General features: G+C 71.9%; 24 protein-coding genes. 13 read left to right on the top strand and 11 right to left on the bottom strand.

Annotation, left to right across the window (positions count from 1 at the left end):
• The first annotated feature begins 135 nt into the window (after positions 1-135).
• From pstC to pstB, 3 genes are all read left to right on the top strand, one after another.
• Positions 136-1,116: a phosphate ABC transporter permease subunit PstC gene (gene pstC, locus ACIQTO_RS35605; protein WP_402397192.1), complete on the top strand. Its 981-nt coding sequence runs from the start codon at positions 136-138 to the stop codon at positions 1,114-1,116.
• Positions 1,113-2,189, top strand: coding sequence for a phosphate ABC transporter permease PstA (gene pstA / locus ACIQTO_RS35600; protein WP_402397189.1), 1,077 nt, complete (start codon positions 1,113-1,115; stop codon positions 2,187-2,189). The genes pstC and pstA overlap by 4 nt, the downstream gene beginning before the upstream one ends.
• Positions 2,190-2,257: 68 nt before the next feature.
• The gene (pstB, locus tag ACIQTO_RS35595) at positions 2,258-3,034 is read left to right on the top strand and encodes a phosphate ABC transporter ATP-binding protein PstB (RefSeq protein WP_380575787.1); all 777 of its coding nucleotides are present in this window, start codon (positions 2,258-2,260) and stop codon (positions 3,032-3,034) included.
• A 137-nt stretch (positions 3,035-3,171) separates the two neighbouring features.
• Here pstB and ACIQTO_RS35590 read toward each other — a convergent pair whose 3' ends face one another.
• Positions 3,172-4,167 (bottom strand): anion permease, encoded by a 996-nt coding sequence (locus tag ACIQTO_RS35590; RefSeq protein WP_402397186.1) that lies wholly within the window; start codon positions 4,165-4,167, stop codon positions 3,172-3,174.
• Between the two features lie 5 nt (positions 4,168-4,172).
• Positions 4,173-4,793: a DUF47 family protein gene (locus ACIQTO_RS35585; RefSeq protein WP_359914173.1), complete on the bottom strand. Its 621-nt coding sequence runs from the start codon at positions 4,791-4,793 to the stop codon at positions 4,173-4,175.
• A gap of 372 nt (positions 4,794-5,165) precedes the next feature.
• Between ACIQTO_RS35585 and ACIQTO_RS35580 the strand changes: the two genes are divergently transcribed.
• Complete coding sequence (locus ACIQTO_RS35580; RefSeq protein ID WP_402397182.1) at positions 5,166-5,561, top strand: metal-sensitive transcriptional regulator; 396 nt, start codon at positions 5,166-5,168, stop codon at positions 5,559-5,561.
• 68 nt (positions 5,562-5,629) lie between these two features.
• Here the strand turns inward: ACIQTO_RS35580 and ACIQTO_RS35575 are convergent, their stop codons facing one another.
• Positions 5,630-5,830 carry a hypothetical protein gene (locus ACIQTO_RS35575; RefSeq protein WP_402397179.1) on the bottom strand — a complete coding sequence of 67 codons (201 nt, stop codon included), beginning with the start codon at positions 5,828-5,830 and terminating at the stop codon, positions 5,630-5,632.
• Between the two features lie 172 nt (positions 5,831-6,002).
• A complete protein-coding gene (locus ACIQTO_RS35570; RefSeq protein WP_402397177.1) occupies positions 6,003-6,914 on the bottom strand; it encodes a hypothetical protein in 912 nt (303 codons plus the stop codon).
• Positions 6,915-7,081: 167 nt separating this feature from the next.
• On the opposite strand from ACIQTO_RS35570, the gene ACIQTO_RS35565 reads away from it, so the two are divergent.
• On the top strand, positions 7,082-7,276 hold the full coding sequence (locus ACIQTO_RS35565) for a hypothetical protein (protein WP_402397174.1): 195 nt from the start codon (positions 7,082-7,084) through the stop codon (positions 7,274-7,276).
• Between the two features lie 33 nt (positions 7,277-7,309).
• On the opposite strand, the gene ACIQTO_RS35560 is transcribed toward ACIQTO_RS35565, so the two are convergent.
• Entirely contained in the window at positions 7,310-8,020 is a 711-nt protein-coding gene (locus tag ACIQTO_RS35560; RefSeq protein WP_402397171.1) for a phosphatase PAP2 family protein, read from the bottom strand.
• Between the two features lie 193 nt (positions 8,021-8,213).
• Positions 8,214-9,446, bottom strand: a complete 1,233-nt coding sequence (locus ACIQTO_RS35555; RefSeq protein ID WP_402397168.1) for an NlpC/P60 family protein — start codon at positions 9,444-9,446, stop codon at positions 8,214-8,216.
• A gap of 239 nt (positions 9,447-9,685) precedes the next feature.
• Here ACIQTO_RS35555 and ACIQTO_RS35550 point away from each other — a divergent pair, with 239 nt between their 5' ends.
• From ACIQTO_RS35550 to ACIQTO_RS35525, 6 genes are all read left to right on the top strand, one after another.
• Positions 9,686-10,036: a hypothetical protein gene (locus ACIQTO_RS35550; protein WP_360625092.1), complete on the top strand. Its 351-nt coding sequence runs from the start codon at positions 9,686-9,688 to the stop codon at positions 10,034-10,036.
• Between the two features lie 169 nt (positions 10,037-10,205).
• Positions 10,206-11,024, top strand: a complete 819-nt coding sequence (locus ACIQTO_RS35545) for a hypothetical protein (protein WP_402397166.1) — start codon at positions 10,206-10,208, stop codon at positions 11,022-11,024.
• Complete coding sequence (locus ACIQTO_RS35540) at positions 11,014-12,288, top strand: hypothetical protein (RefSeq protein ID WP_402397164.1); 1,275 nt, start codon at positions 11,014-11,016, stop codon at positions 12,286-12,288. Before ACIQTO_RS35545 ends, ACIQTO_RS35540 begins: the two co-directional genes overlap by 11 nt.
• Positions 12,289-12,295: 7 nt before the next feature.
• Positions 12,296-13,870 (top strand): SCO6880 family protein, encoded by a 1,575-nt coding sequence (locus tag ACIQTO_RS35535; protein ID WP_402397162.1) that lies wholly within the window; start codon positions 12,296-12,298, stop codon positions 13,868-13,870.
• Between the two features lie 18 nt (positions 13,871-13,888).
• Positions 13,889-15,238, top strand: coding sequence for an ATP-binding protein (locus ACIQTO_RS35530; protein ID WP_402397159.1), 1,350 nt, complete (start codon positions 13,889-13,891; stop codon positions 15,236-15,238).
• A 241-nt stretch (positions 15,239-15,479) separates the two neighbouring features.
• Complete coding sequence (locus tag ACIQTO_RS35525; protein WP_402397156.1) at positions 15,480-17,273, top strand: bifunctional metallophosphatase/5'-nucleotidase; 1,794 nt, start codon at positions 15,480-15,482, stop codon at positions 17,271-17,273.
• A gap of 72 nt (positions 17,274-17,345) precedes the next feature.
• Here ACIQTO_RS35525 and ACIQTO_RS35520 read toward each other — a convergent pair whose 3' ends face one another.
• From ACIQTO_RS35520 to ACIQTO_RS35500, 5 genes are all read right to left on the bottom strand, one after another.
• Positions 17,346-18,860 carry a sensor histidine kinase gene (locus ACIQTO_RS35520; RefSeq protein WP_402397154.1) on the bottom strand — a complete coding sequence of 505 codons (1,515 nt, stop codon included), beginning with the start codon at positions 18,858-18,860 and terminating at the stop codon, positions 17,346-17,348.
• Positions 18,857-19,630, bottom strand: coding sequence for a response regulator transcription factor (locus ACIQTO_RS35515; protein ID WP_402397151.1), 774 nt, complete (start codon positions 19,628-19,630; stop codon positions 18,857-18,859). Before ACIQTO_RS35515 ends, ACIQTO_RS35520 begins: the two co-directional genes overlap by 4 nt.
• Positions 19,631-19,720: 90 nt before the next feature.
• A complete protein-coding gene (locus ACIQTO_RS35510; RefSeq protein WP_402397148.1) occupies positions 19,721-20,866 on the bottom strand; it encodes a S1C family serine protease in 1,146 nt (381 codons plus the stop codon).
• Between the two features lie 106 nt (positions 20,867-20,972).
• A complete protein-coding gene (locus ACIQTO_RS35505) occupies positions 20,973-22,031 on the bottom strand; it encodes a LacI family DNA-binding transcriptional regulator (RefSeq protein WP_402397146.1) in 1,059 nt (352 codons plus the stop codon).
• Positions 22,032-22,154: 123 nt separating this feature from the next.
• Positions 22,155-22,886: a response regulator transcription factor gene (locus tag ACIQTO_RS35500; RefSeq protein WP_402397143.1), complete on the bottom strand. Its 732-nt coding sequence runs from the start codon at positions 22,884-22,886 to the stop codon at positions 22,155-22,157.
• Between the two features lie 716 nt (positions 22,887-23,602).
• On the opposite strand from ACIQTO_RS35500, the gene ACIQTO_RS35495 reads away from it, so the two are divergent.
• Positions 23,603-23,896: a MoaD/ThiS family protein gene (locus ACIQTO_RS35495; protein WP_402397140.1), complete on the top strand. Its 294-nt coding sequence runs from the start codon at positions 23,603-23,605 to the stop codon at positions 23,894-23,896.
• 5 nt (positions 23,897-23,901) lie between these two features.
• Positions 23,902-25,350 carry a hypothetical protein gene (locus ACIQTO_RS35490; protein WP_402397138.1) on the top strand — a complete coding sequence of 483 codons (1,449 nt, stop codon included), beginning with the start codon at positions 23,902-23,904 and terminating at the stop codon, positions 25,348-25,350.
• Positions 25,351-25,424: the final 74 nt, after the last annotated feature.

The raw sequence follows: 25,424 nt of genomic DNA, 5'->3' as shown, positions 1-25,424 counted from the left end.
CCGGTGGAGCGGCCCCGTGGACGAGGGGGGCCGGGGCCGCTCCGCCGGACAGCACGTCCTTCACACGCACGTCCGGGGCACCGCCGCCAGGGTGCCGCCCCCTCGGGGCAGCACCACCAGACCGGAGTAGACCACATGACTTCATCCACCCCTGCCGCCCCGCGAGGCAGGGAACGCCGCAAGCGTGACAGCCGGCTCGGCGACAAGATCTTCATGAACGCCGCCCGTGGGTCGGGCATCCTGCTGCTGGTCATCATGGCCGCCATCGCGGGGTTCCTGACCTGGCGCTCGGGCATCGCCCTGAGCAAGAACGAGGGCAACTTCCTCACCACCTTCGAGTGGACGCCGGACGCCGCGAAGCCGGTCTTCGGCATCGCCGTCCTCGCGTTCGGCACCATCGTCAGCGCGGCGATCGCGATGGCGATCGCCGTCCCGGTGGCGATCGGGATCGCGCTGTTCATCTCGCACTACGCGCCGCGCAAGATCGCCCAGCCGTTCGCTTACCTGGTGGACCTGCTGGCCGCCGTCCCCAGCATCATCTACGGCCTGTGGGGCGCGCTCTTCCTGGTGCCGCACCTGTACGGGCTGACCAGCTGGCTGGACGAGTACCTCGGCTGGACGTACATCTTCGACCAGTCCCGGGTCGGCTCCGCGCCGCGCACCCTGTTCACCGTCGGCATCCTGCTGGCCATCATGATCCTGCCGATCATCACCGCGGTGACCCGCGAGGTCTTCCGGCAGGTGCCGCGGATGCACGAGGAGGCGGCGCTCGCGCTCGGCGCGACCCGCTGGGAGATGATCCGCACCGCAGTGCTGCCGTTCGGCCGCCCCGGCATCATCTCGGCCTCGATGCTCGGCCTCGGCCGCGCGCTCGGCGAGACCATCGCGGTCGCGGTGGTGCTCTCCTCCAACAACGTCCTCTCGCTCCACCTGCTCGATCCGGGCGGCGGCACCTTCGCGCAGAACATCGCGCTGAAGTTCAACGAGGCCCTGCCCTACGGCCGGGACGCGCTGATGGCCTCCGGCCTCGTCCTGTTCGTGATCACCCTGGTGGTGAACGGTGCCGCGCGGCTGATCGTCGCCCGCCGCAAGGAGTACTCGGGGGCCAACGCATGAGCGCCGCGACCACGTCCGCCCCGGCGGACGCCCGCCCGGTCGGCCGTCCGCTGACCGCCAACCGGCTGCCCCGGTGGACCCCGGCCGCCGTCGCCGCCGGCTCGATCGCCCTCGGCTGCGGGATCGGTGCGGTCGGCGGCCTGGAGAGCCACCTGCAGTGGGGCCTGATCTCGGCGCTGCTGTTCCTGGCGATCAGCTACGGGCTCGCGGTCCGGGTCGAGGGCCGCCGTCAGGCCAAGGACCGCTTCGCCACCTCGGTGGTCTGGGTCTCCTTCATCCTGGCCGTGGTGCCGCTGGCCGCGCTCACCGTCTACACCGTCCAGCAGGGCGCCGAGGTGGTGAACGGCGACTTCCTGACCCACTCGATGAAGGGCGTCCGCTACTCGGGCCCCGGCGGCGGCATCTACCACGCGCTGATCGGCACCATCCAGCAGGTCCTGCTGGCCACCGCGATGGCCGCCCCGATCGGTCTGCTGACCGCCGTCTACCTGGTCGAGTACGGCCGGGGCCGGCTCGCCAAGGCGGTCACCTTCTTCGTCGACGTCATGACGGGTGTCCCGTCGATCGTCGCCGGTCTGTTCATCCTGTCCCTGTGGAACATCGCCCTCGGCTTCTCCTACTCGGGCTTCTCGGGCTCCCTCGCACTGGCGATCCTGATGATGCCGGTCGTGGTCCGCTCCACCGAGGAGATGCTGAAGCTCGTACCGAACGAGCTGCGCGAGGCGTCCTACGCACTCGGTGTGCCGAAGTGGAAGACCATCCTGCGGATCGTCCTCCCCACCGCGATCGGCGGCATCACCACCGGTCTGATGCTCGCGGTCGCCCGCATCACGGGCGAGACCGCCCCGGTGATGATGCTGGTGTTCGGCGCGGACTTCATCAACAGTGACCCGTTCAACGGGCCGCAGCAGTCGCTGCCGATGTACATCTGGCAGCAGTACGCGGTGGTGAACAACGACTACGGCTACGCCCGTGCCTGGGGCGCGGCGCTGGTGCTGATCGCCTTCGTGATGGGGCTCAACCTCATCGCCCGGGGCATCGCACGCTGGCGCTCGCCCAAGGGCGGACGCTGAGCGACCGACTGACGTACGACCCCGAATTCATTAGCGGCCCCCGGCCGCGGGCGAGAGAAGTAACGATCATGGCCAAGCGCATCGACGTCAGCGGACTGTCCGCCTTCTACGGCACCACCAAGGCCATCGAGGACATCTCGATGAGCATCGAGCCCCGCTCGGTCACGGCCTTCATCGGCCCCTCCGGCTGCGGCAAGTCCACGTTCTTGCGGACCCTCAACCGGATGCACGAGGTGATCCCCGGCGCCCGGGTCGAGGGCAAGGTGCTCCTGGACGACGAGAACCTCTACGGCTCGCACGTCGACCCGGTCGCCGTCCGCCGCTCGGTCGGCATGGTCTTCCAGCGTCCGAACCCGTTCCCGACCATGTCGATCTACGACAACGTGATCGCCGGTCTGAAGCTCGCGGGTGTGCGCAAGAAGTCCGTCCTGGACGGTGTGGTGGAGAAGTCCCTCAAGGGCGCCAACCTCTGGAACGAGGTCAAGGACCGGCTGAACAAGCCGGGTGCCGGCCTCTCCGGCGGCCAGCAGCAGCGCCTCTGCATTGCCCGCGCCATCGCGGTCGAGCCGCAGGTCCTGCTGATGGACGAGCCCTGCTCGGCGCTCGACCCGATCTCCACCCTCGCCATCGAGGACCTGATCGGCGAGCTGAAGTCGCAGTTCACCATCGTGATCGTGACGCACAACATGCAGCAGGCGGCCCGCGTCAGCGACCGCACCGCCTTCTTCAACCTGGCCGCGGTCGGCCAGCCGGGCAAGCTGGTCGAGCTGGACGACACCCAGCGGATCTTCTCCAACCCGTCCGTGCAGGCGACCGAGGACTACATCTCCGGCCGCTTCGGCTAGACCGCCCGGAGCGAGAGCTGCTTCGTGGTGCTGCATGGCGGTGCCGCCGCGAAGTATGAGGAAGGGCCCGCCCCCGAGATGTGGGGGCGGGCCCTTGCCATGCGTGTCGGACCGTCTTTTCTCCGCGGACCCGTCCCTCAGCCCCAGAAGAGGTGGACGAACCAGTACATCAGCGCCGCGACGACGGCGGCCGCCGGCATCGTGATGAACCAGCCGAGCACGATGTTCTTCGCCACGCCCCAGCGGACCGCGCGGATCCGCTTGGTGGCGCCGACACCCATGATCGCGGAGGTGATCACGTGGGTGGTGGAGATCGGGGCCTTGAAGACGAACGAGGTGATGTACATGACCGTCGAGGCGGTGGCCTCGGCGGCGAAGCCCTGCGGCGGGTCCAGCTCGATGATCTTGCGGCCGAGGGTCCGCATGATCCGCCAGCCGCCCGCGTAGGTACCCAGCGAGAGCATTGTGGCGCAGGAGATCTTCACCCAGACCGGGATGCTGTCGGTGGTCTGGTGGCCGGAGATGGTCAGCGCCATGACCACGATGCCCATGGTCTTCTGGGCGTCCTGCAGACCGTGCGCGAGCGCCATGGCGGCCGCCGACGCGGTCTGGGCGACCCGGAAGTTGCGCTTGGCGCGGTGCGGGTTGGCCCGCCGGAAGATCCACAGGATCGCCAGCATCACCAGGTAGCCGCCGACCAGGCCGACGATCGGCGAGACGACCATCGGGATGACGATCTTGTCGACGACGCCGCTCCAGAACACCTTGGTGCCGCCGGCCAGCGCCGCTCCGACCATGCCGCCGAACAGCGCGTGCGAGGAGGAGGACGGCAGACCGAAGTACCAGGTGACCAGGTTCCAGGTGATCGCGCCGACGAGGGCGGCGAACAGGATCGCCATGCCCTGGTTGCCGGTCGGGGTCGCGATGATGCCCTGCGAGACGGTGTGCGCGACGCCACTGCCGAGGAAGGCGCCGGCCAGGTTCATCACCGCGGCCATCGCGAGCGCGGCCCGCGGGGTGAGGGCCCGGGTGGAGACCGAGGTGGCGATGGCGTTCGCGGAGTCGTGGAAGCCGTTGGTGTAGGTGAAGAAGAACGCAACGCCGAGGACGGCGATGAGTGCAGCCATGTCCACGAGGGTCAGGACTCCTTGACGGCGATGGTCTCCACCGTGTTGGCGACGTGCTCGAACGCGTCAGCCGCCTCCTCAAGGACGTCCACGACCTGCTTGAGCTTGAGCACCTCGATGGCGTCGTACTGGCCGGAGAACAGGTGGGCGAGCAGCTTGCGGTGGATCTGGTCGGCCTGGTTCTCCAGCCGGTTGACCTCGATCCAGTACTCGGTGAGGTTGGACATGCTGCGCAGGTTCGGCATCGCCTCGGCGGTGAGCTCGGCCGCGCGCGCCAGCACCTCGATCTGCTGCTCGACACCCTTGGGCAGGGTCTGGATGTCGTAGAGGACGACCAGGTCGACGGCCTCCTCCATGAAGTCCATGATGTCGTCCAGCGACGAGGCGAGGCTGTAGATGTCCTCGCGGTCGAAGGGCGTGATGAAGGACGAGTTCAGCTGGTGGAAGACCGCATGGGTGGTGTCGTCCCCGGCGTGTTCGGCGGCGCGCATGCGCTCGACGATCTCCGCGCGGGCCGACACGTCTGATCCCAGCAGTTCCAGCAGGAGCTTCGATCCGACGACGAGGTTCTCCGCGGCGGCGGCGAACATGTCGTAGAAACTCGTCTCCTTCGGGGTCAGGCTAAAACGCACGGAAATCTCCGATGTGCGGGGTAGGGACTGAACGATGCTAGGTGCAACCAAGCGCAATTGCGCAAACGGGGTGGTGCGAGGGGAGGCGGAACCTCCCCTTCCGTTTGGCTGCCGCAATAGTGGACCCGGCCCGCACACCCATGTGCGGACGTGAGCCCCCAGTCTGACGGAACCTCGCCCGGATTGCCCCCGTCGTGCGCGCGGAACAGCGGGGTGTTGCCCGGACGGGGGAACTCGCCCGGGAGCCCGTCCGGAGCCCGTCCGGAGCCGCTCCGGGCCGGCGGACCTCGCCGCAGGAACACCACGACCGGCCCCGGTGTTGGACACTGGAGGCCGACGCAGCCACCCAGGCACCCAGACGAAGGCGGGCCGATGACCACGACGGAAGCGCGCACCGACCCGGACCACGCGCCCGGGAGCGAGCCGCACGGTGAATCCTCCGCGCCGGCCGTCCCGGAGACGGCCGGGCACCACGGCGGGCACGGTCCGCACGGGTACAGCGCGCAGAAGGACGCCCACCTCAAGCGGCTCCGCCGGATCGAGGGCCAGATCCGCGGCCTCCAGCGGATGGTCGACGAGGACGTCTACTGCATCGACGTGCTGACCCAGGTCTCGGCCGGGACCAAGGCCCTGCAGGCCTTCGCGCTCTCGCTGCTGGAGGAGCACCTGCGGCACTGCGTCGCCGCGGCCGCCGAGGAGGGCGGCGCCGAGCTGGACGCCAAGGTGGCGGAGGCCACCGCCGCGATCGGCCGGCTGCTGCGCAGCTAGCGCCCCGCTCCGGGCCCGGCCCCCACGCCCGGGGGCCGACCCGGGGGATGCCCGCGCGGGGGTCGCGGCTAGTACCCCGACTCCGAAGCCCGGTCGGCGGCCGCACCGCCGTCGGGCCGGTCCAGTAGCAGCACCTCGTCGATCCGCTCCGGCGGCAGCCGGTCGTCGTCGCTGGCCGTGGCGGCGATCATCAGCTCGCCGGCCAGGTCGATCTCGTCGAGGGCCGCGTCGTCGTGGCCGCCGCTGCGGCCGCCCGTGGACGACACCACCTGCACCACCCCTTCAGCGCCTCGCCAGCCCGGGCGGCAGCCACCCGATGTCCAGCCTAGGCACTTCGGAGCCCGTCCACATGGCACGGACGGGCCATCTCGACGCCGCCGAAACGGGTGGGCCGCGCTGCCCGGGGTGGCCCACCCGTCCCGGCGGCGTCCCCGCGCCCGGCTACTTCGGGCTCTCCGTGGGCTTCATCGCGTAGATGTCGGCGGCGGGCGGCTCGGCCGCCTCCACCGGCTTGCCGAAGTCGGACAGCGCGGTGGTCGACGTCACCTTCACCTGGTCCTTCGCCTCCTTGGACCCGGCCACCCCGGCGAAGGTGAAGACCTCGACCACCTTGTGCAGCCGCCCCTGCTCGTCCAGCCAGGCGTCGTACGGGACGTCCTTGGCCGTGAAGGTCTGGGCGCCCATCCGCAGGCCGTCCCCGCCCCGCCCACCGGTGGCGTCCGCCGCCTTGGTGAGGTCCAGGGTGCCCCGGTAGTGCTTCAGCGGGACCCCGTCGACTGTCTCGGTGCCGACCAGGTCCGCCTTCTGGGCCCCGCGCAGGGCACCCGCGGCGGAGGCCGGGTCGGTGGCGCCGCCGCTGACCAGGTTGCCGTCCGGCAGCTGGCGCACGTCGAGCTTGACCCACTTGCCCTCGGGCACCTTGGCGCCGCTGTTCTGCAGGTAGACGGTGCCCGGCAGAACCACCTCGACGATCTTCCCGGTGGTCGCCGCGCCCGGCGGCACCGCCACCTCCAGCCGGCCGATCCGCTTCACGTAGTCGTAGCCGCCGGTGCCGGTGAACACGGCCTTCTTCTCGGCGGACTCGGTGACGAGCTCGGTGCTGGTCCGCGCGGAGCCCGTCCGGCCGGTGATGTCGGCGGCGTTGCGGACGGCCGTCACCGGGTCGGCGGAGAGCCGGTCGGCGGCGCCCGGCTTCCGGTCGGCCGAGTCACCGGGCTCTGCGGCGCCGCCGGAACAGCCGGCCAGTCCGGCCAGTCCGGCCAGGGCGGCGGCGAGCACGGCGGCCCCGGCGGCCGAGCGCAGGTGGGGCCGTGGACGGCCGTGCCGCCGGCCGCTGCGCTGCTGGTCGCTCATCTTCATCCTCGCGACAACCCCCTCGGGCCCCGACTGCCCCGCCGGCCACCACCACCGGGTGGGCAGAGCTCTTTCCGGGCAAACGAGTTGGGCATCGAAGGGTTACGCGGGACCCGGCGCGTGCGAAGCGTCGCGCGCCCGGTGCCGGGCGCGTTACGGTGAGGCACGTGCACAGTGAGCTGCCGGCTGCCCCCGGCACCACCAGGATGCCCGAGCACCGCGTCGCCATCAGCGAACGCGGTTCCTTCTGCTACGCGACCTGCGGTTGCGGCTGGTTCTCGCCGGCCCGCCGCTCCCGCGACCTGACCAGGCGCGAGGCCGCCGACCACCTGACCGAGAACGACGCCGGCGGGACCGGTTGAAGGGGTGGCCCCTGCGGTCCCGGCCGGAAGCGGCTACGCCGCCAGGTCGGACTCCGGCGGCTGCTCGTCGGAGGTCACGCCGCCCCGCTCGCGACCCCGCCGACGTCCGCGCGGGCGGGCGCCGGCCGGCGCTGCCCGGATCAGCGGGGCGACGGCGGTCCGGCCCAGCGCGTGGCAGAGCGGGACGAGGACGGCCATCGCGATCGGTGCCAGCAGCAGGACCACCGCGGTGGCGAGCGCGAAGCCGCCGATCACGTCGGTGGGGTAGTGGACGCCCATGTACATCCGGCAGAACCCCTGCAGCAGGGCGAGGCCGCCGGCGATCCAGCCCAGCCGCCGGTTCACCAGGAACAGGGCGACCGCGATCCCCATCGACATCGTCGAGTGGTCGCTGACGAAGGAGTGCGTGCCCTCCTTGCCCTCCACCAGCACGTCCAGCCCGGTGTGGTCGACGAACGGGCGCGGGCGGTCGACGATGGCGGCGATCGGCAGGTTCGCCAGCTCGGCGAGGGCGACCGCGAGCGGCGCCCAGAGCAGCCCGGCGACGGCCACCGGGGCGTCCGGGCGGCGTCTGGCCTGGAGCCAGCCGATCAGGCCCAGCAGGGCCAGGCCGATCAGGATGCCGTACTCGCCGATCCAGGAGACCGCGTGGTCCAACCACTGCGGGGAGCGCTTGGCGAGGCCGTTGACGGCGTAGAGCAGTCCGAGGTCGGGGTTGGTCGTGTCGGCAAGCGGCGTCGACACGCCGCACCTCCTTCTGGTCCGCAGCACCTGTTCGATCCGGCCGTGGCCCGCCCAGCTCCTCCCTGTTCAGGGAGGTGACGCGGGACCAACGGACACAACGTCATAACCGGGGCACAGCGTTCCACGGAAACGCGCGGTTATGGAAACTTGACTCAGCGTCCACAGCGCAATCACACCCGGAGGTCCGGCCGGATCAGCTCTTTGCGGGGCTTTGACCTGCACCTGCCGGGCCCGGGCCGGCCGGTGCCGGGCCGGCCGCGACGGCCCGCCGGGCGGGGACGGAGCCGGGCGCGGACGCCGGGGCGGGAGCCGCCTGGTTCGCCTGCGGGGCGGGGGCGGCGGGGGCGGACGGGGTCGGGGAGGGCGTGTCCGGGGCGGTGGTGCCCGGCCGGCTGGGGGCGGCGATGCTGCCGTCCGTGTTGCGGCCCGGCAGCGCCTGGGCGCCGTCCGAGGTGACCCGGGTGGCGCCGATGTACTCCTTGGTGTCGATCTTGTCGTAGCGGATCACCGCGCCGGTGTGCGGTGCGTCGATCATGTAGCCGCCGCCGACGTAGATGCCGACGTGGTGGATGCTGCGCGGATCGCTCAGGTCGGTCGCCCAGAACACCAGGTCCCCCGGGCGCAGTTGGTCGCGCGAGGGGTGCTGGCCGGCGTACCACTGGTCGTTGGCGACCCGGGGGAGCTCGATGCCCACGCTGGCGAAGGCGGCCCAGGTCAGCCCGGAGCAGTCGAACCGTCCGTTCTGCGAGGCCAGGCCCGAGCCGCCCCACAGGTACGGGGTGCCGAGCTTGGTCTGCGCGAAGTAGATCGCGCCGGCCGACTGCTGGGAGACGGCCACCGGCGCGGTCGGCGCGGTGAAGCTCCGGGCCATCGCCTGGATGTTCTTCACATAGCCCTGGGTCTCCTTGTACGGCGGCACCCCGTTGTACTTCGTGACCGCGTACGGGCCCGCGTTGTACGCGGCCAGCAGGTTGGCCTGCTGGTCGCCCGGCACCTTGGCGACGTCGTCGGCGAGTGCGCAGTCGAACGTGGCCGCCGAGGCGATCGCGTCGAAGGGGTCCCAGACATCCTTCTTGCCGTCATTGTTGCCGTCCGTGGCGTATGTTCCCCAGGTGGCCGGCATGAACTGCGCCATTCCCTGTGCGCCGACGGGTGATCGGGCGCCCGGGTCAAAGCCGCTTTCCTGGTACAGCTGTGCCGCGAGCATCGGCGGGGAGATCTCCGGGCAGAGCGCGCCCCACTGCTGGATCGGCCCCTGGTAGGCCGTCGGAACGGTGCCCGGGGAGAGCGCGGCGCGATTGGCCGACTGCTGTGGCGGACCGCTCGCGGCATACGTCGCGACCGTGACCAGCCCGATGAAGCCGACCGCGACAACTCCCGCAGCGGCGGCGGCCGTACCGGCCTTCCGGAGTACCATCAGCACCATCCCGACGAATCGTCAGTCGAAGTGTCCCGGAAGGCGTTGCTCACCGCAATCATCAGAGATACAAAGAGTGAGCGCTATCCTTCGTACGGTGGACATCCTCGCGTACGTGTCCCGTGCCTCACGACCAATCCGCGAGAAGCAGCCAAGTCGACATCAGATCTGGCCAAGAATAGGTACCGACCCTTCGCGCGGACGGGGTCTGGGCCCTTGAATTTGCCTGATCGGGCGGTGAGATGGAAATGAACCTGAGCAGCGTGGACAGCCTCGCGATCGGCCACCTGGCCGAGGACCCTCCTAAGAAGCCGAATATCGACACCATCATCGGCGGGATCGCCCCGGACTGGGGCCCGTTCGCAAGTCTCGGGTCGGAAGCCCGGGTGATGGTCGAGGTCGTCATGGCCGTGGCGATCCTGGCCTGCCTCGGCCTGGCCGTCTGGGGGGCGGCCAAGCAGCGGATCGGTGCGACCGCCATGCGGGACAGCTTCGGCGCCGAACAGGGCAAGGGGCTGATCATCGCCGGGCTGACCGGCGTGTTCATCATTGGATCACTTGGCACTCTGTTCACCATTGTGTACGGCATGGCCATCTGACGATCGGACAGTTCGGGCGTGAGTGGGCGGCACGGTCGCCCGCCCGCCCGGCCGCCGGATCCGTCGGAGTCCCCGTCGGGAGTCCACCCACTCACCCCTCCCTCCGCACCCGCCCACGGGCGGAGGGGCCCCCGGAGCCGCCCCGGCTCCCCGCACCAGGAGGGCCGCCGTGCCGTTGTCCGACGACCAGCCGCACACCCGTACGCGGCTGCCGGTCGGCGAACAGCCCTCCTCCCAGCCGACCGTCCGTCAGCCGCGCCCGATGCGGACCCTGCTGGCCGTCCTGGTGGTCGTCACGCTGCTGGTGGTGGCGATCTCCATCGCCAACCGCGGCAAGGCCGACCCGGGCACCGGGCCCGGCCGCTCGGCCGACGGGGCGGCTCCCACGGCCGCCGCCGGCGCCGGGCCGGCCCCCAGCGGCGACCAGCCCGTCGGCACCACCACCAACGGGATCGCCGGCGGCTTCCCGCACACCGACCAGGGCGCGCAGTCGGCCGCCACCAACTACGCGGTCGCCATCGGCTCGGCCGAGATGTTCCGCACCGACAGCCGTCACGCCATCGTCGCCACCATCGCCGACCCGGCCGCCGTCGCGGCGCTGCAGACGCGGCTGGATCAGGGGTTCACTCCCGAGACCGCCGCCAGGTTCGGCGTCGACGCGCAGGGGCGTGCGCCCAAGGGGTTGACGTTCGTCAGTCGGACCATTCCGGTCGGCACAAAGAGCAGTACGTACAGCGCGGAGAGCGCCAAGGTCGAGGTCTGGTGCACGGGACTGTACGGCCTTGCCGGTGAGCGCTCGGTCCGTCCGGTCTCGGAGGAGTGGTTCACCCTGACTCTCACCCTGCGATGGACCGGCACAGACTGGAAGCTCATCGACTTCAGCCGGGTGACGGGCCCCGCACCTGTTCCGCCGGACCAGCGGGCCGCGACCGCCGAGGAGATCACTGGTGCCGTCGAGCAGTTCGGAGGCTTCCGCTATGCCCGCTGACGGTGGTTCGGGTTCCCTGCGACGTGGGCTGGGCAGGCTGGCCGTAGGCGCGGCGGCAAGCCTCCTGCCGGTCTTCCTGACGGCCCAACGGGCCTTCGCCGAGCCGAGCCCCTCGCCGACCCCTGGCGCGTCCAACACCAGTTGCCCAGGAGTGCCTCTCCCGGGCAACGATGTCTACTGCGCCCCGGGCGGCAGCGGCACGCTCCCCGGCTCGGGCACGGTCGGGAGTGTCACCGATCCGCTCGGCGCGCTGGCGAAGGGCTGCGCGCAGGCGGCTGCCTGGGTGGTGCGGAACCTGTCGGGGGTCATCGACGGGACGACGCAGGTGGACTTCACCAACGCGTCGTTCCTGCAGCAGTACGCGGTGGTCTTCGCCGCCTCGACGATCATCACGCTGGTGCTCTGGCTGCTGGCGGTGACGAAGCGCGCCGTGCGCGGTGCCCCGTTGACGACGGCGATCTCGGAGGCGATCGGCTTCCTGTGGCTGACCGTGGTGGCCTCGGCGTTCACGCCGCTGATCCTGTACACCGTGGTGAGCGCGACGGACGGGCTGACCACGGCGATCGCGGTGGGGACGAAGTCGGACACCGGGACGTACCTGGGCGGGTTCGCGGACACCCTGGAGAAGGGTGACATGGGCGGCGGGCCGCTGATCCTGATCATCGTGTCGCTGGTGGCCGTCCTGGCGGCGGCGGTGCTCTGGGTCGAGCTGCTGATCCGGGCGGCGATGCTGTACGTGGGCGCCCTGCTGGGGACGGCGGTGTACGCGGGGTTGGTGGACAAGCAGCTGTGGAAGCACGTGCGCCGCTGGGCCGGGGTGATGCTGGCGGTGGACCTGGCGAAGCCGATCATCGTGATCATCCTCGGCCTGGCCGGCGCGGTGGCCACCGGCGCGGGGGCCAACGACGACTTCGCGCGGGTGCTGTCGGGCCTGGCGATCCTCTTCCTGTCGATCTTCGCGAGCGCCTCCGTCTACCGCTTCGTGCCGGGCTTCGGCGACGAGATCATGAGCATGCGCCATGCCAGGGCCAGCGCGGTGTCGGCCGGGTCGGCGATGATCAACGGCACGGCGAACCTGGTGAAGCAGGGCATCAGTACGCACGGCGACCGCGGCCCGCAGGGCGGTGGCGGCGGCGCGGGCGGTGGCGGTGGCTCGGTGGCCCCGGGCATCGCCGCCCACGCCGCGCGGACCCCCGCGCCGCCGCCGCAGGCCTCGCCGGCCAAGGCTTCGACCCGCGACAGCAATCCAGCGAAGGGAGGGTGACGGGTAAGTGAGCAGCGAACCACTCGGCCAGTACGGCGCCCAGTACGCCCAGCCGTACGTGCACCAGCGCCGCACGTACCTGATCGGCAAGGCCCGCCCGAACGCACCGATCGGCCGCAACCGGGAGTCCGGCGAGATCGTCCTGATCATCTTCGGGGCGTTCCTCGGCATGCTCTGGGGCCTGCTGATGCCGGTCCTGCCGCTGCGCATCGCGGGCCTGGTCGGCCTGCCCCTGCTGGCCATCGCGGCGGTCTACGTGCCGTACCGGCGCCGGACGTTCTACAAGTGGGTGGAGATCAACCGCACCTACCGCCGGACGGTCCGCAGCGGTCGGGCGGTGTGGAAGTCGGACGCGATGGACGCGGGTACCCGGATGGACGGGCGTGAGGTCGAGGTCGGCCCGCCGCCCGGGGTGGGGCGGTTGCGCTGGCTGGCGGCGCCGTTCGGGCCGGACGAGGTCGGGGTGCTGATGCACCTGGAGCGGCGGACGGTGACGGCCGCGATCGAGATCGAGGGCCCGGGCGTCGGGCTGCGCGACTCGGAGGACCAGGAGGCCCTGGTCGACCGGTTCGGCACGCTGCTGAAGCACGTCGCCAACGGGGACGGGTTCGTCACGCGGCTGCAGATCCTGGCCCGTACGCTGCCGGCCGATCCGGACGCGCACGCGAAGGACGTGGAGCGGCGCGGCGACCACGGCGCGCCGGGCTGGCTGAAGGACTCGTACGACCAGCTGCAGTCGATGGTGTCGACGTCTTCCGAGCAGCACCGGGCGTACCTGGTGGCCTGTATGCACTACACCCGTGACCTGGCGGCCGAGGCGCACGCGATGGGCCGGACGGCGACCGGGCGGCGGGCCCGGGACGACGAGGGTCTGGCCGCGGTGATGGCCCGTGAGCTGACGGACATCTGCGCGCGGCTGGCGGAGGCGGACATCCGGGTGCGCCAGCCGCTCGGGCAGGCCCGGCTCTCCTCGCTGCTGCACTCGATGTACGACCCGGACCACCCGATCGACCACATCCAGGCGATGTCCCGGCGCAATGCCTGGCCGGCCGAGCTGGACGCGACGCACCCGCAGTACCTGGAGGCGAAGACCCGCGAGTCGACGACCCGCGAGCCGTGGTGCCACGCCACCGCCTGGATCAAGGAGTGGCCGCTGACCCCGGTGGGCGTCAACTTCCTGGCGCCGCTGCTGGTGCACACCCCGGACGTGATCCGGACGGTCGCGGTGACGATGGACCTGGAGCCCACCGACGTCGCGATCGAGCGGATGCTCACCGAGAAGACCAACGACGAGGCGGAGGCCAGCCGCGCCGCCAAGATGAACCGTACGGTCGACCCGCGCGACCTGGCCCACACCGGCCGGGTCGACCAGCGCGGTGACGACCTGGCCTCCGGCGCGGCCGGGGTGAACCTGGTCGGCTACATCACGGTCTCCTCGCGCAACCCGGAGGCGCTGGCCCGCGACAAGCGGACCATCCGTGCCTCGGCCGGCAAGAGTTACCTCAAGCTGGAGTGGTGCGACCGCGAGCACCACCGGGCGTTCGTCAACACCCTGCCGTTCGCCACCGGCATCCGCCGCTGATCCACCTGGAGGCCCCGCATGGCGATCGGCAACCTCACCGACGCGTTCACCAGCCTGATGTTCGGCAAGGTGGAGACCACCCGGCTGCCGGTGCGCACCTCCACCGGCCAGGCGCAGGCGGTCTACCTGCCCACCGCCGCACCGGGGCTGGGCGACTCCGGCGTGATCATCGGCCGCGAGGTGTACAGCGGCAAGGGCTACGTCTACGACCCCTTCCAGCTGTACGGGCAGCAGCTGCCGGCCCCGCACTGGCTGGTGCTCGGCGAGTCCGGCAACGGCAAGTCCGCGCTGGAGAAGACGTACGTGCTGCGTCAGCTGCGGTTCCGTGACCGGCAGGTGGTGGTGCTGGACGCGCAGGGCGAGGACGGCGTCGGTGAGTGGAACCTGATCGCCAACGCGCTGGGCATAAAGTCGATCCGGCTCGACCCGATGGCGGCCCGGGACGGCGGGGTGAAGCTCAATCCGCTGGACCCGGCGATCACCCAGACCGGCCAGCTGTCGCTGCTGCGCACGATCGTCGAGGTGGCGATGGGGCGCGGGCTGGAGGAGCGGGCCGGCTTCGCCCTGAAGGCGGCACACGCCCATGTGGTCGCCTCGGTGACCGACCGGCAGCCGGTGCTGGACGACATCATCGACACCCTGCGCAGCCCGGAGCTGGCGTCGGTGGAGTCGTTGGGTGTCGGGGTGGACGAGGTGCAGTCCTGGGGGCTGGACGTGGCCCTGGTGCTGGACCGGCTGGTCGACGGTGACCTGCGCGGCATGTTCGACGGGCCGACCACCGACGGCATCGACCTGGACGCGCCGCTGATCGTGTTCGACCTGTCGCACATCGACCGGAACTCGATCGCGATGCCGATCCTGATGGCGATCGTCGGCGTCTGGCTGGAGCACACCTGGATCAGGCCGGACCGGCGCAAGCGGATCTTCCTGGTCGAAGAGGCCTGGCACATCATCAACAGCCCCTTCGTCGCCCAGCTGTTCCAGCGGCTGCTGAAGTTCGGCCGCCGGCTCGGGCTCTCCTTCGTGGCGGTGGTCCACCACCTGTCCGACGTGGTGGACGGCGCGGCGGCCAAGGAGGCCTCGGCGATCCTCAAGATGGCCTCCACCCGGACGATCTACATGCAGAAGGCCGAGGAGGCGAGAGCCACCGGCCGGGTGCTGGGTCTGCCGCGCTGGGCGGTTGAGATCATCCCCACACTCTCGCCGGGCATCGCGGTCTGGGACGTCAACGGGAACGTCCAGGTGGTGAAGCACATCATCACCGAGGCCGAGCGGCCACTGGTCTACACCGATCGCGCGATGACGGAGGAGACGGTCGCCGAGCGGACCCGGGCAGAGCGGCAGTTGGCATCCGAACCAGGTCTCTGAGCCGAGCTCCGGCGCTGGTCGGCGGCTCCTCCCGGGCCGGCCGGCGCCCCTTCCGCGGTGCCGGTGCGACCGGTCGGCGAGCCGGCTGTGCGGCGACGATTCGTCAGTAGGTAACCCTGTCGTTACGTCCAGGGTCCTGACAGCTACGCGCGTTGACTCTAGGCTGCACTGGCGCAACGACACCGTCGCCCGCCCACACATGTCGCCGGCCGGGCGCTCTCTCAAGGTGCAGGGGACCTCCATGCTCACCGTCAGATCCCGGCGTGCCGTCCTGGCCGCCGTCGCCGCGGCCGGCCTCGTCGGCACCGTGGCCGCGCCGACCGCGGCCCAGGCCGCGGACGCCAAGCGTCAGAAGACCGTCAACCTCCAGCTGCTGGCGATCAACGACTTCCACGGCAACCTGGAACCCCCGGCCGGCTCCTCCGGCACCATTCGGGAGATCGACCCGGCGACCGGCCAGGTGGTCAGCACCCCGGCCGGCGGCATCGAGTACCTGGCCACCGCGCTGCGCCAGGCCCGGATCCCGGCCGACGACTCGATCACCGTCGCCGCCGGTGACATCGTCGGCGCCTCGCCGCTGACCTCGGCGCTCTTCCACGACGAGCCGACCATCGAGGCGATGGACAAGCTCGGCCTGGACGTCACGGCCGTCGGCAACCACGAGTTCGACGAGGGCTCCAAGGAGCTGATCCGCCTCCAGGAGGGCGGCTGCCACCCGGTGGACGGCTGCTACGAGGAGGGGCGCAAGTTCAAGGGCGCCAACTTCAACTACCTGGCCGCCAACGTCACCAACGAGAAGACCGGCAAGCCGATCCTGGCCCCGTACTGGGTGACCAAGTCGCAGGGCGTGAAGGTCGGGTTCATCGGCGCCACCCTGGAGGGCACGCCGAACATCGTGACCGCCGAGGGCGTCAAGGGCCTGAAGTTCGGCAACGAGGTCGCCACGATCAACAAGTACGCGGCCGAGCTGAAGAAGCAGGGCGTGAACTCGATCGTCGCCCTGATCCACGAGGGCGGCCTGCCGGCCAGCAGCACCTACAACTACGACTGCGGCGCCGCCGGCCAGGGCATCTCCGGCCCGATCGTGGACATCGCCAAGAACCTGGACCCGGCGATCGGCGCCATCGTCACCGGCCACACCCACAACGCCTACGCCTGCACCATCCCCGACCCGCAGGGCGTGCCGCGCTCGGTGACCAGCGCCGCCTCCTTCGGCCGGCTCTACACCGAGATCGACCTGAAGCTCGACAAGACCACGGGCAGCATCGTGCGCCCCTCGGTCAAGGCCGAGAACCACGTCGTGCGCCGCACGGTCGAGAAGGCCCCGGACATGACGGCGCTGATCGACCGCTACTCCAAGCTGGCCGCCCCGATCGCCAACCGTCCGCTCGGCTTCATCGCCTCGGACATCAACGGGCGCGGGAACAGCGACCCGGAGAAGCCGCTCGGTGACGTGATCGCCGATGCCCAGCTGGCGGGCCTGGCGCCCGCGGACAAGGGCGGCGCGCAGATCGCCTTCATGAACCCCGGCGGCATCCGCTCCGACCTCGTCTACAAGGCGAGCGGCGCCGAGGGCGACGGCGTGGTGACCTACGGCGAGGCGTTCACCGTCCAGCCGTTCACCAACATGATGCAGGTCAAGACGCTGACCGGCGCCCAGCTGGTCCAGCTGCTCCAGCAGCAGGTGAGCGGGTCCAACGAGGCCTCGCCGAAGATCCTGCAGTCGTCCAAGGGCCTGACCTACACCCTGGACATGCGCAAGGCCGGCGTGAACCGGGTCCTGACGGACTCGGTCCGGCTGAACGGCGCGCCGATCGACCCGGCCGCCACGTACCGTGTCGCGGCCAACGAGTTCCTGGCCGGCGGCGGCGACGGCTTCCCGGCCTTCGCGGCCGGCACCGACAAGCTGGTCGGCGCCTCCGACCTGGACGTCTTCGCCGCGTACCTCGGTGCCAACAGCTCGGCCGCCGCGCCGCTGAAGGCGCCGGCGCAGGACCGCATCAAGGTCATCGGCCCGGGCAGCGACCTCGACTGACCGTAGCCGGCGGGGAACGGGCGGGGCGCTGTCGGGGCGCCCCGCCCGTTCCGTTTTCGCCCGGTGGCCGGGCTAACCGGCCGCCGGGCCGCCGGGCAGCCGGACGGTGGCCAGGGCGCCCGGGCCACCGTCGTGGGCCGGGCCGAGCGACACCTCGCCGCCCGCCTCCCGCACACTCTGCGCGACGATCGACAGCCCGAGGCCGGAGCCGGGGAGCTGGCGCGAGGACGGGGAACGCCAGAAGCGGTCGAAGACGTACGGCAACTCGTCCGGCGGGATGCCGGGGCCGTGGTCGCGGACGGTCAGCACGCCCTGGCGGAGCCGGATGTCGATCGTGCCGCCGGGCGGGCTGTACTTGACCGCGTTGTCCAGCAGGTTGATCACGGCGCGTTCCAGCGCGGCGGCGTCGCCGTGGACGAACCAGGGTTCGATCTCGGTCTCGAAGACCAGCCCGGGACCGCGCAGCTTGGCGCGGGCGAGCGCCCGGTCGGCGAGTTCGTGCACCGCGACGACGGCCAGGATCCGGCCCGGTTTGGGGGTGTCGGGCCGGGACAGCTGGAGCAGGTCACCGATCAGGACGGTGAGTTCCTGCATCTGCGCCTTCATGTTGCCGAGCAGCTTGGTCCTGGTGGCGGCGGGGAGCGGCCGGCCGGTGTCGTCGCTGCGGATCAGCAGGTCGACGTTGGTGCGCAGCGAGGTGAGCGGGGTGCGCAGCTCGTGCCCGGCGTCGGCGATCAGGCGCGTCTGGCGGTCACGGGAGTTGGCGAGCGCGGTGCTCATCGAGTTGAACGAGGCGGCGAGCCGGGCGATCTCGTCGCTGCCGTGGACGGGGATGGTGCCGCCGACCTCCTCGGTGCGGGCGATGTGCTCGACCACGTCGGTGAGCTGGTCGACGGGCTTGAGCGCGGAGCGGGCGACCAGCCGCCCGGCGAGCCCGGCGAGGATGACGCCGCCGAGGGCCACACCGCCGAGGATCAGGGCGAGTTGGTTGAGCGACTCCTTCGTGGCCTTGGTCGGGGACGCGACCATGATGAGCACCGAGGAGTGGGTGGAGGGGACCGCGGCCACGGAGATCTTGACCATCGCGGGCTCGCCGTTGGTGAAATGGCCCTCGCGGATGATCGACTGATTCGGCTTGAGCAGGAAGGCCCTGGCGTCGTCCGGCTGGATCGCGATGGCCTTGGTGGCACTGGCCGGGAGAGTGACACAGGCCGGGTCGTCCCAGACGAACTGGGTGTCCCGGGCCGCTGGACCACCGACCGGGGGTTCCGGCAGCGTGCCGGCCTCCTTGGCGTCCTGGACCTTCTTCAGGGCGGCATCGGGGGTGGTGGCGCACGGGAGGTTGAGAGGCGCCGCGCGGGGAGGGGGAACGTTCTCCAGGTCGTGCCGGACCTGCCCGTACAGCTGCTTCTCCACGATGAACCAGCAGGCCAGTGCCGACAGCGCGATGGCCACCGCCACCGCCGCCGCCGTCAGGAACGTCAGCCGGCTGCGCAGGGACTGGGCGCGGTACCAGCGGGCGAGCCGCTGCCGTCGGTGGACCCGGGGCGGTAGCAGGGGCGGTGGTGGCGTGGTGGTCCCGCTCACGCGGTGGTGCCGGGCGCCGGGCGCAGGGCGTAGCCGACGCCGCGTACGGTCTGGATGATCCGGGGCATGCCGCCCTGCTCGGTCTTGCGGCGCAGGTACATCACGTACACGTCCAGGGAGTTGGAGGACGGTTCGAAGTCGAAGCCCCAGACCGCCTTGAGGATCTGTTCGCGGGTGAGCACCTGGCGGGGGTGCGAGAGGAACATCTCCAGCAGCATGAACTCGGTGCGGGTCAGCTCGACCGGCTTGCCGGCCCGGGTGACCTCGCGGGTGGCGGTGTTCATCCGGAGGTCGGCGAAGGCCATCACCTCGCTGTCGTCCTCGACGGCCGCGGCGCGGGCGGCGGCCTCGGTGGCGAGGGCGTTGCGGCGGAGCAGGGCGCGGACCCGGGCGAGCAGTTCGTCCAGTTCGAAGGGCTTGGCGAGGTAGTCGTCGGCGCCGACGTCCAGCCCGGTGACCCGGTCGCCGACGGCGTCGCGGGCGGTGAGCATCAGCACCGGGACGGTGTCGCCGCGCGAGCGCATCCGGCGGACGGCGGTGAGGCCGTCCATCCGGGGCATCATGATGTCCAGCAGGACGAGGTCGGGCTTCTCCCGTTCGACGGACTCCAGCGCCTCGTAGCCGTCGGTGGCGGTGGCGACCTCGTAGCCCTCGAAGGCGAGGCTGCTCTCCAGGGCGTCCCGGAGGGCGGGTTCGTCGTCGACCACGAGGAGCCGGGCGGAGGCCGGTCCGGGCTCGGCGGGGGTGCGGTCGTCGGCGGCCGGGGTCATGGGCGGTTGCCCTTTCTCATCGTCGGAGAGCCTGCTGGGGGGACTGCGGTGACCTGCTGGACGGGGGACCTGCTCGGAGTAATTGTCCGTCTAGATGTTCTGCCCGGCCTGCAGCTCGGGCAGCGCCTGCTTGATGTCGTTGATCGGGATGGCGAACCCGAGGCCGACGCTGCCGGCGGTGCCGCCGCCGGCCGTGGAGCTGGAGCCGCTCGCCGAGTACATCGCCGAGTTGATGCCGATGACCTGGCCGTTCGCGTTGATCAGCGGGCCGCCGGAGTTGCCGGGGTTGAGCGCGGCGTCGGTCTGGAAGGCCTTGTAGGAGGCGGTCTCGCCGTTGTTCTGCGGGGTGCTGCCGCGCAGGCCGGGCAGGTTGGGGAAGCCGAAGCCGCCGTTGCCGCTGGTGGTGCCCTCGTCGACCTGGACGGTGACCTCGCGGTTCTCGGCGCTGATGATGCCCGAGGTGACGGTGCCGGTGAGGCCCTCCGGGTTGCCGATGGCGACGACCGGGTCGCCGACCCCGACGGTGGAGGAGTCGCCGAGGGTGGCGGGGGTGAGATTCTTGGCGCCGCTCGCGGTGATCACGGCGGCGTCCAGGGACTTGTCGGTGCCGGTGACGGCGGCCTTGGCGGTGGAGCCGTCCTTGAAGGTGACGGTGACCTGTCCGCCGTCGGCGGCGCCGGAGACGACGTGGTAGTTGGTGAGGATCCGGCCGTCCTTGTCGAGCACCACGCCGGTGCCGGTGGCCGTCCCGTTCGCGGTCTTCACGGTGATCTGGACGACGCTCGGGGAGACGGCCGAGGCGATGGCGGCGACGTCGGCGCTGCCGTCGGAGCGGGCGGCGACCGGGCTGGCGATGGTGGCGGTGCGGGTGGCGGAGCCGTGCTGGTCGGCGGCGACCACGCCGCCGGTCACGCCGCCGAGGACGGCGGCGACCGCCGCGACGGCGGTGACCAGCGCGACCCGGCCGCGCAGGAAGCCGCGCCTGGCCCGGCCGCCGTGGCCGCCGTGGGACGCGGGCCCGCCGGTGGCGGGGGGCGCCGGCGGCAGCGGCGGCGCGGCCGGCGGGGGAGGGGGCGGGGTCCCGACCGAGGGGTGGCCGGCGGCCGGGTATCCGGCGGTCGTGCTGCCGAGGACGGTGCCCTGGACGACCGGCCCCCCGGCGGGGTGCGGGTACCCGTACGGGGTGGGGTGCGGGTCGTCGTACTGCTCGCTGCTGCCGTGCTGCTGATCGCTCATGTCGACCAACGTCCGCCCGCCGGATGAGGATCTGATGAGAACGAGGTCAGAAGCCGCCGAGAAGCCCGTTGACTTCTCATAAAGCCTGGTCAGGCCGGGACCGGCGCTAGGACGGCCGGGCGTCCCGCGGTTCGCTCGGCCGGCAGCCGCAGGAACGGCGGATGACCAGGCGCGACGGGAACTTCCGGACCCGCTCGGTGTCCGAGCCGGGCACCATCAGGGAGTCGTCGAGCACCAGGTCCACGGCGGCCCGCGCCATCGCGTCGCGGTCGGAGGCGACGGTGGTCAGCGGCGGGTCGGCGAAGGCGGCCTCGGGCACGTCGTCGAAGCCGGCCACCGCGAGGTCCTCCGGCACCCGCAGGCCGAGCTCGCGGGCGGCGCGCAGCACGCCGATCGCCTGGTCGTCGGTGGAGCAGAAGACGGCGGGCGGGCGGTTCGGCGAGCTCAGCAGGCCGAGCGCGACCTCGTAGGCGCCGTAGCGGTGGAAGGGCGCGTCGATCAGGTGCGGTTCGGCGGGCAGGCCGTGGGCGTCCATGGCGCGCTGCCAGCCCTCGACGTGGTCGATGACCGGGTCGCCGGGGGCGGGGGACTCGACCGGGCCGCCGAAGCAGGCCACGTACGGGTGGCCGTGCTCCTCCAGCAGGTGGCGGACGACGGCTTCGGCGCCGGCCACGTCGTCGGTGACCACCGCGACGTCGTCGATCGCCTCGGGCCGGCGGTGCAGCAGCACCACCTTGGCGCCCTCCATCGCGGCGAACTCCTCGGCGGCCCGCTGCGAGGGGCCCTGGCTGACCAGGATCAGGCCGGACACCCGCATGCCGAGGAAGGCGCGGACGTAGTGCACCTCGCGGTCGTCCACGTAGTCGGAGTTGCCGATGAGGACGAGCTTGCCGCGCTCGGAGGCGGCGCGTTCCACGGCGTGCGCCATCTCGGCGAAGAACGGCTGGCGGGCGTCGGGGACGACCATGCCGATCAGGTTGGTGCGGCGGGAGGCCATCGCCTGGGCGACGCTGTTCGGCCGGTAGCCGAGCTGCTCGATCGCCGCGAGCACCTTCTCCTTGGTCGCGGGCGCGACCGGGCGCGGCCCGTTGTTGATGACGTAGCTGACGACCGCGGTCGAGGTACCAGCCAGTCGGGCTACATCGTCGCGCGTCACTTTGGCCACGGGGGGAGTCTACGCGTGTGGCGTCCGCCGGGGCAGTGGGACCTCGGCGCGATCGGGGTAACCGCAGGACAGCGCGGGGCGAATGCGGACAGGCCGGGCGGGTACTGGCCGCCCGGCCCGCGGTCAGGCCTCCAGCGGGGCCGAGGAGCGCTGGGCGAGGTCCGGCCGCTCGCCCTTGTCCGGCTTCTCCGGGACGACGAAGCGGTAGCCGACGTTGCGCACGGTGCCGATCAGCTGCTCGTTCTCGACGCCGAGCTTGGCGCGCAGCCGTCGCACGTGGACGTCGACCGTCCGGGTGCCGCCGAAGTAGTCGTAGCCCCAGACCTCCTGCAGCAGCTGCGCGCGGGTGAAGACCCGGCCGGGGTGCTGCGCGAGGTACTTGAGCAGCTCGAACTCCTTGAAGGTGAGGTCGAGCACCCGCCCCTTGAGCTTGGCGGAGTAGGTGGCCTCGTCGACCGAGAGGTCGCCGTTGCGGATCTCCATCGGGCTCTCGTCGGTGGAGACCTGGAGGCGGCCGAGGGCGAGCCGCAGCCGGGCCTCGACCTCGGCGGGGCCGGCGGTGTCCAGCAGGACGTCGTCGATGCCCCACTCGGCGGTGACGGCGGCCAGGCCGCCCTCGGTGACCACCAGGATCAGTGGCGAGCCGATGCCGGTGGAGCGCAGCAGCTGGCAGAGGCTGCGGATCTGCGGCAGGTCCCGTCGGCCGTCGACCAGGATGACGTCGGCGCTGGGGGTGTCCACCAGGGCGGAGCCCTCGGCGGGCGCCACCCGGACGTTGTGGAGGAGCAGGCCGAGGGCCGGCAGTACCTCCGCGGAGGGTTGCAGCGCGTTGGTGAGGAGGAGCAGAGAACTCATACCCGGTAGTCCCCTTTCCGGGTCGTCGCGGTCGCGTTACGGCTGCCGCCACAGCCGGATGGCGCACGTGCAAGAAGGTGTCGCGCGCGGCGGGCCCCGGGCGGGGGTGCGGCGGGCGACGTGAGGGAGGAGACCAGGCGTTCGCCGGAGGACTCGCCGGCGCGCACGGCGGAACGGAGCGCGCGTCGGAGGTCCCGCAACCCCTGATGCACCGTTTCTGCCCTGCTCATCCCGTGAACCTTCCGGTCTGTCCCGTACCGGGCGGCGGCCCGGAGCCGGGTTCCGACACCCCGACCCGGGTCCCGGCACGTCGTTGTGCCGTGAAGGGCGGGGCGGTTCCTGCTCCGCGCCGGGGGTGGGCCGACGATTCGCAAGAACGTCCGTACTGGCGTCCTGAAAGCACAAAAGGATCCGGGGGCGACTCTGCCCGGATCCCTCAGGGGTCGAGGATAGCCGACCCGCTCCCGCGCCGGGAGGGCTCGAAAGCGGCGGTTCGGCCAAACCGGACGCTCCCGGAGTGAGCCCGGCCACAGCTTCGCGCCGGGTGCCGGGACGGGTGCGGCCAGGGCGATTGCCGGTCGCGTCGGCGAACACGCCATCATGGGACGCACATCGGCGGCACCGTACGCGTACCTCTTTCGAGTGGTGTTCGGCCGCCCCGGTGGGGACCCGCCCGGGGCACCGGGCCCGGGCGAGGACGACGAGAAGGGGTTGCCATGGGCGCGACCACCGAGCCAGCGAGCGCCGCTCGGGTGAGCGGGACGATCCGCTACTGGGCGGCGGCGAAGTCGGAGGCCGGGCTGGCCGAGGAGCCGTACGAGGCGGCGACCCTGGCGGAGGCGCTGGTGGCGGCCAAGGCACGGCACGCCGACCGGCCGAAGCTCGTCCGGTTGCTCGGCCACTGCTCCTACCTGGTCGACGGTTCTCCCGTCGGCGGCCGCGACCACGCGAGGGTGTCCCTGAGCCAGGGCGGCACGGTCGAGGTGCTCCCGCCGTTCGCGGGAGGGTGAGCGGCGTGACGGACCCGAACAACGTGAACGGTGGCCCGCAGGGCGCCGGCCCGGGCGGCTGGCAGCAGCCGCAGCAGCCGCAGCAGCCGCAGCAGCCGCAGCAGCCGCAGCAGCAGTCGGCGCAGCCCCAGCACCCGTACGCCCCTCAGCAGGGGTACGCGCCGGAGCAGTATCCGCAGCAGGAGCAGCTGGCCCGGCCGTACGCCCCTCCCGCGGGCCGCGCTCCGGGTCAGCCGGAGGGCCAACCGCCGCTCGGCGCGCCTGGGGGGCGGTCGCCGTACGGCGACCGCCCGGCGAACCAGCCGCCGCAGCAGCCGTACGGACAGCACCCGCAGCAGCCCCAGCCGTACGGACAGCAGCCGTACGGGCAACAGCGGCCGCAGCCCCAGCCGCAGCCGTACGGGCAGTACCCGCAGCAGCCGCAGCCGTACGGGCAGCAGTCCTACGGGCAGCCACCCGTGGACGACGCGGCGACCACCCTGCTCCCGCCGGTCCCGCCGATGGACGACGCGGCGACCACCCTGCTCCCGCCGGTGGTGGTGTCGGGGGCGATGCCGACCGCGCCGCCCGCCGGAAGGCCCGCCCCGGCACCTGCCCCGGCGCCGGGCCTCGATTCGCCGACCATGACGCTCAAGCGTCCGACACCGCCCGGCCCGCCCGGCGCCCCCACCGGCCGCCGCCGCGCCGGCCGGCCGCGCGGCGCCGTCCCGGCGCAGCCCGCGCCCGTTCCCGCCGCGCCTGTCCGGACCGGCTCGCCGATCATCGACCCGGGCCTGCGGCCCGCCCTGATCACCGCGGGTGCGGCCGCGCTGCTGGCCGGCGCGGCGGCGATCGGACAGCCGGCGCTGGCACTGGTCGTCGCGCTGCTCCAGGTGCTGACGGCGGCCGGCTGGTTCCGGCTGAACGGCATGTGGCCGGCCCGCCAGGGCATCGCGCTGGCCGCCCTGGCCGGTCTCACCGCCGACGCGGCGGTGCTGCTGGCCGACTCCGACGGCGGGGCGGCGGCCGTCGTCGGCACCCTGGGCGGGTTCTTCCTGCTCGTCCTGGTGCTCCAGACGTTCCGGCCCTCCGATCCGAAGGAGCGGTTCTACGCGCTCACGGTGCTCGGCTCGGCCACCGTGGTGACGGTGCTCTGCACCGCGCTGCTGCTGGCGGACTGGGTGCCGGCGGCGGTCGGCGCGGTCGCGCTGGCCACCGTCCTGGCCGCCGCGCCGCTGCCCGGCCCGAAGCAGGTGGGCCCGGCGCTCGGCCTGCTGGCGGCCGTGGTGTTCGGCCTGGTCGTCGGCGCCCCGTTGGCGCTGGGCGCCCTGGCGGGCCTGGGCGCGCTGGTCGGCCGCCGGGTCGCGGCGTACGACTTCCCGTCCCGTTTCGTGCACATGACGGCGGGCGTGGCCCTGCCGCTGGCGGTGGCTTCGCCGCTGATCTGGATCGCCACCCGGCTGCTGGCCGGCTGAGTTCCGGCGGCACCCCCGCGACGCCCCGCCCCGGAACCATGCCCGGGGGCGGGGCGTCGTACGGTCGTGCGAGC

The organism is Kitasatospora sp. NPDC091207 (assembly GCF_044768625.1).
Classification (GTDB): Bacteria; Actinomycetota; Actinomycetes; order Streptomycetales; family Streptomycetaceae; genus Kitasatospora.
Note: the sequence above shows the minus strand (reverse complement) of the source record. Positions and strands in the feature narration are given on the sequence as shown.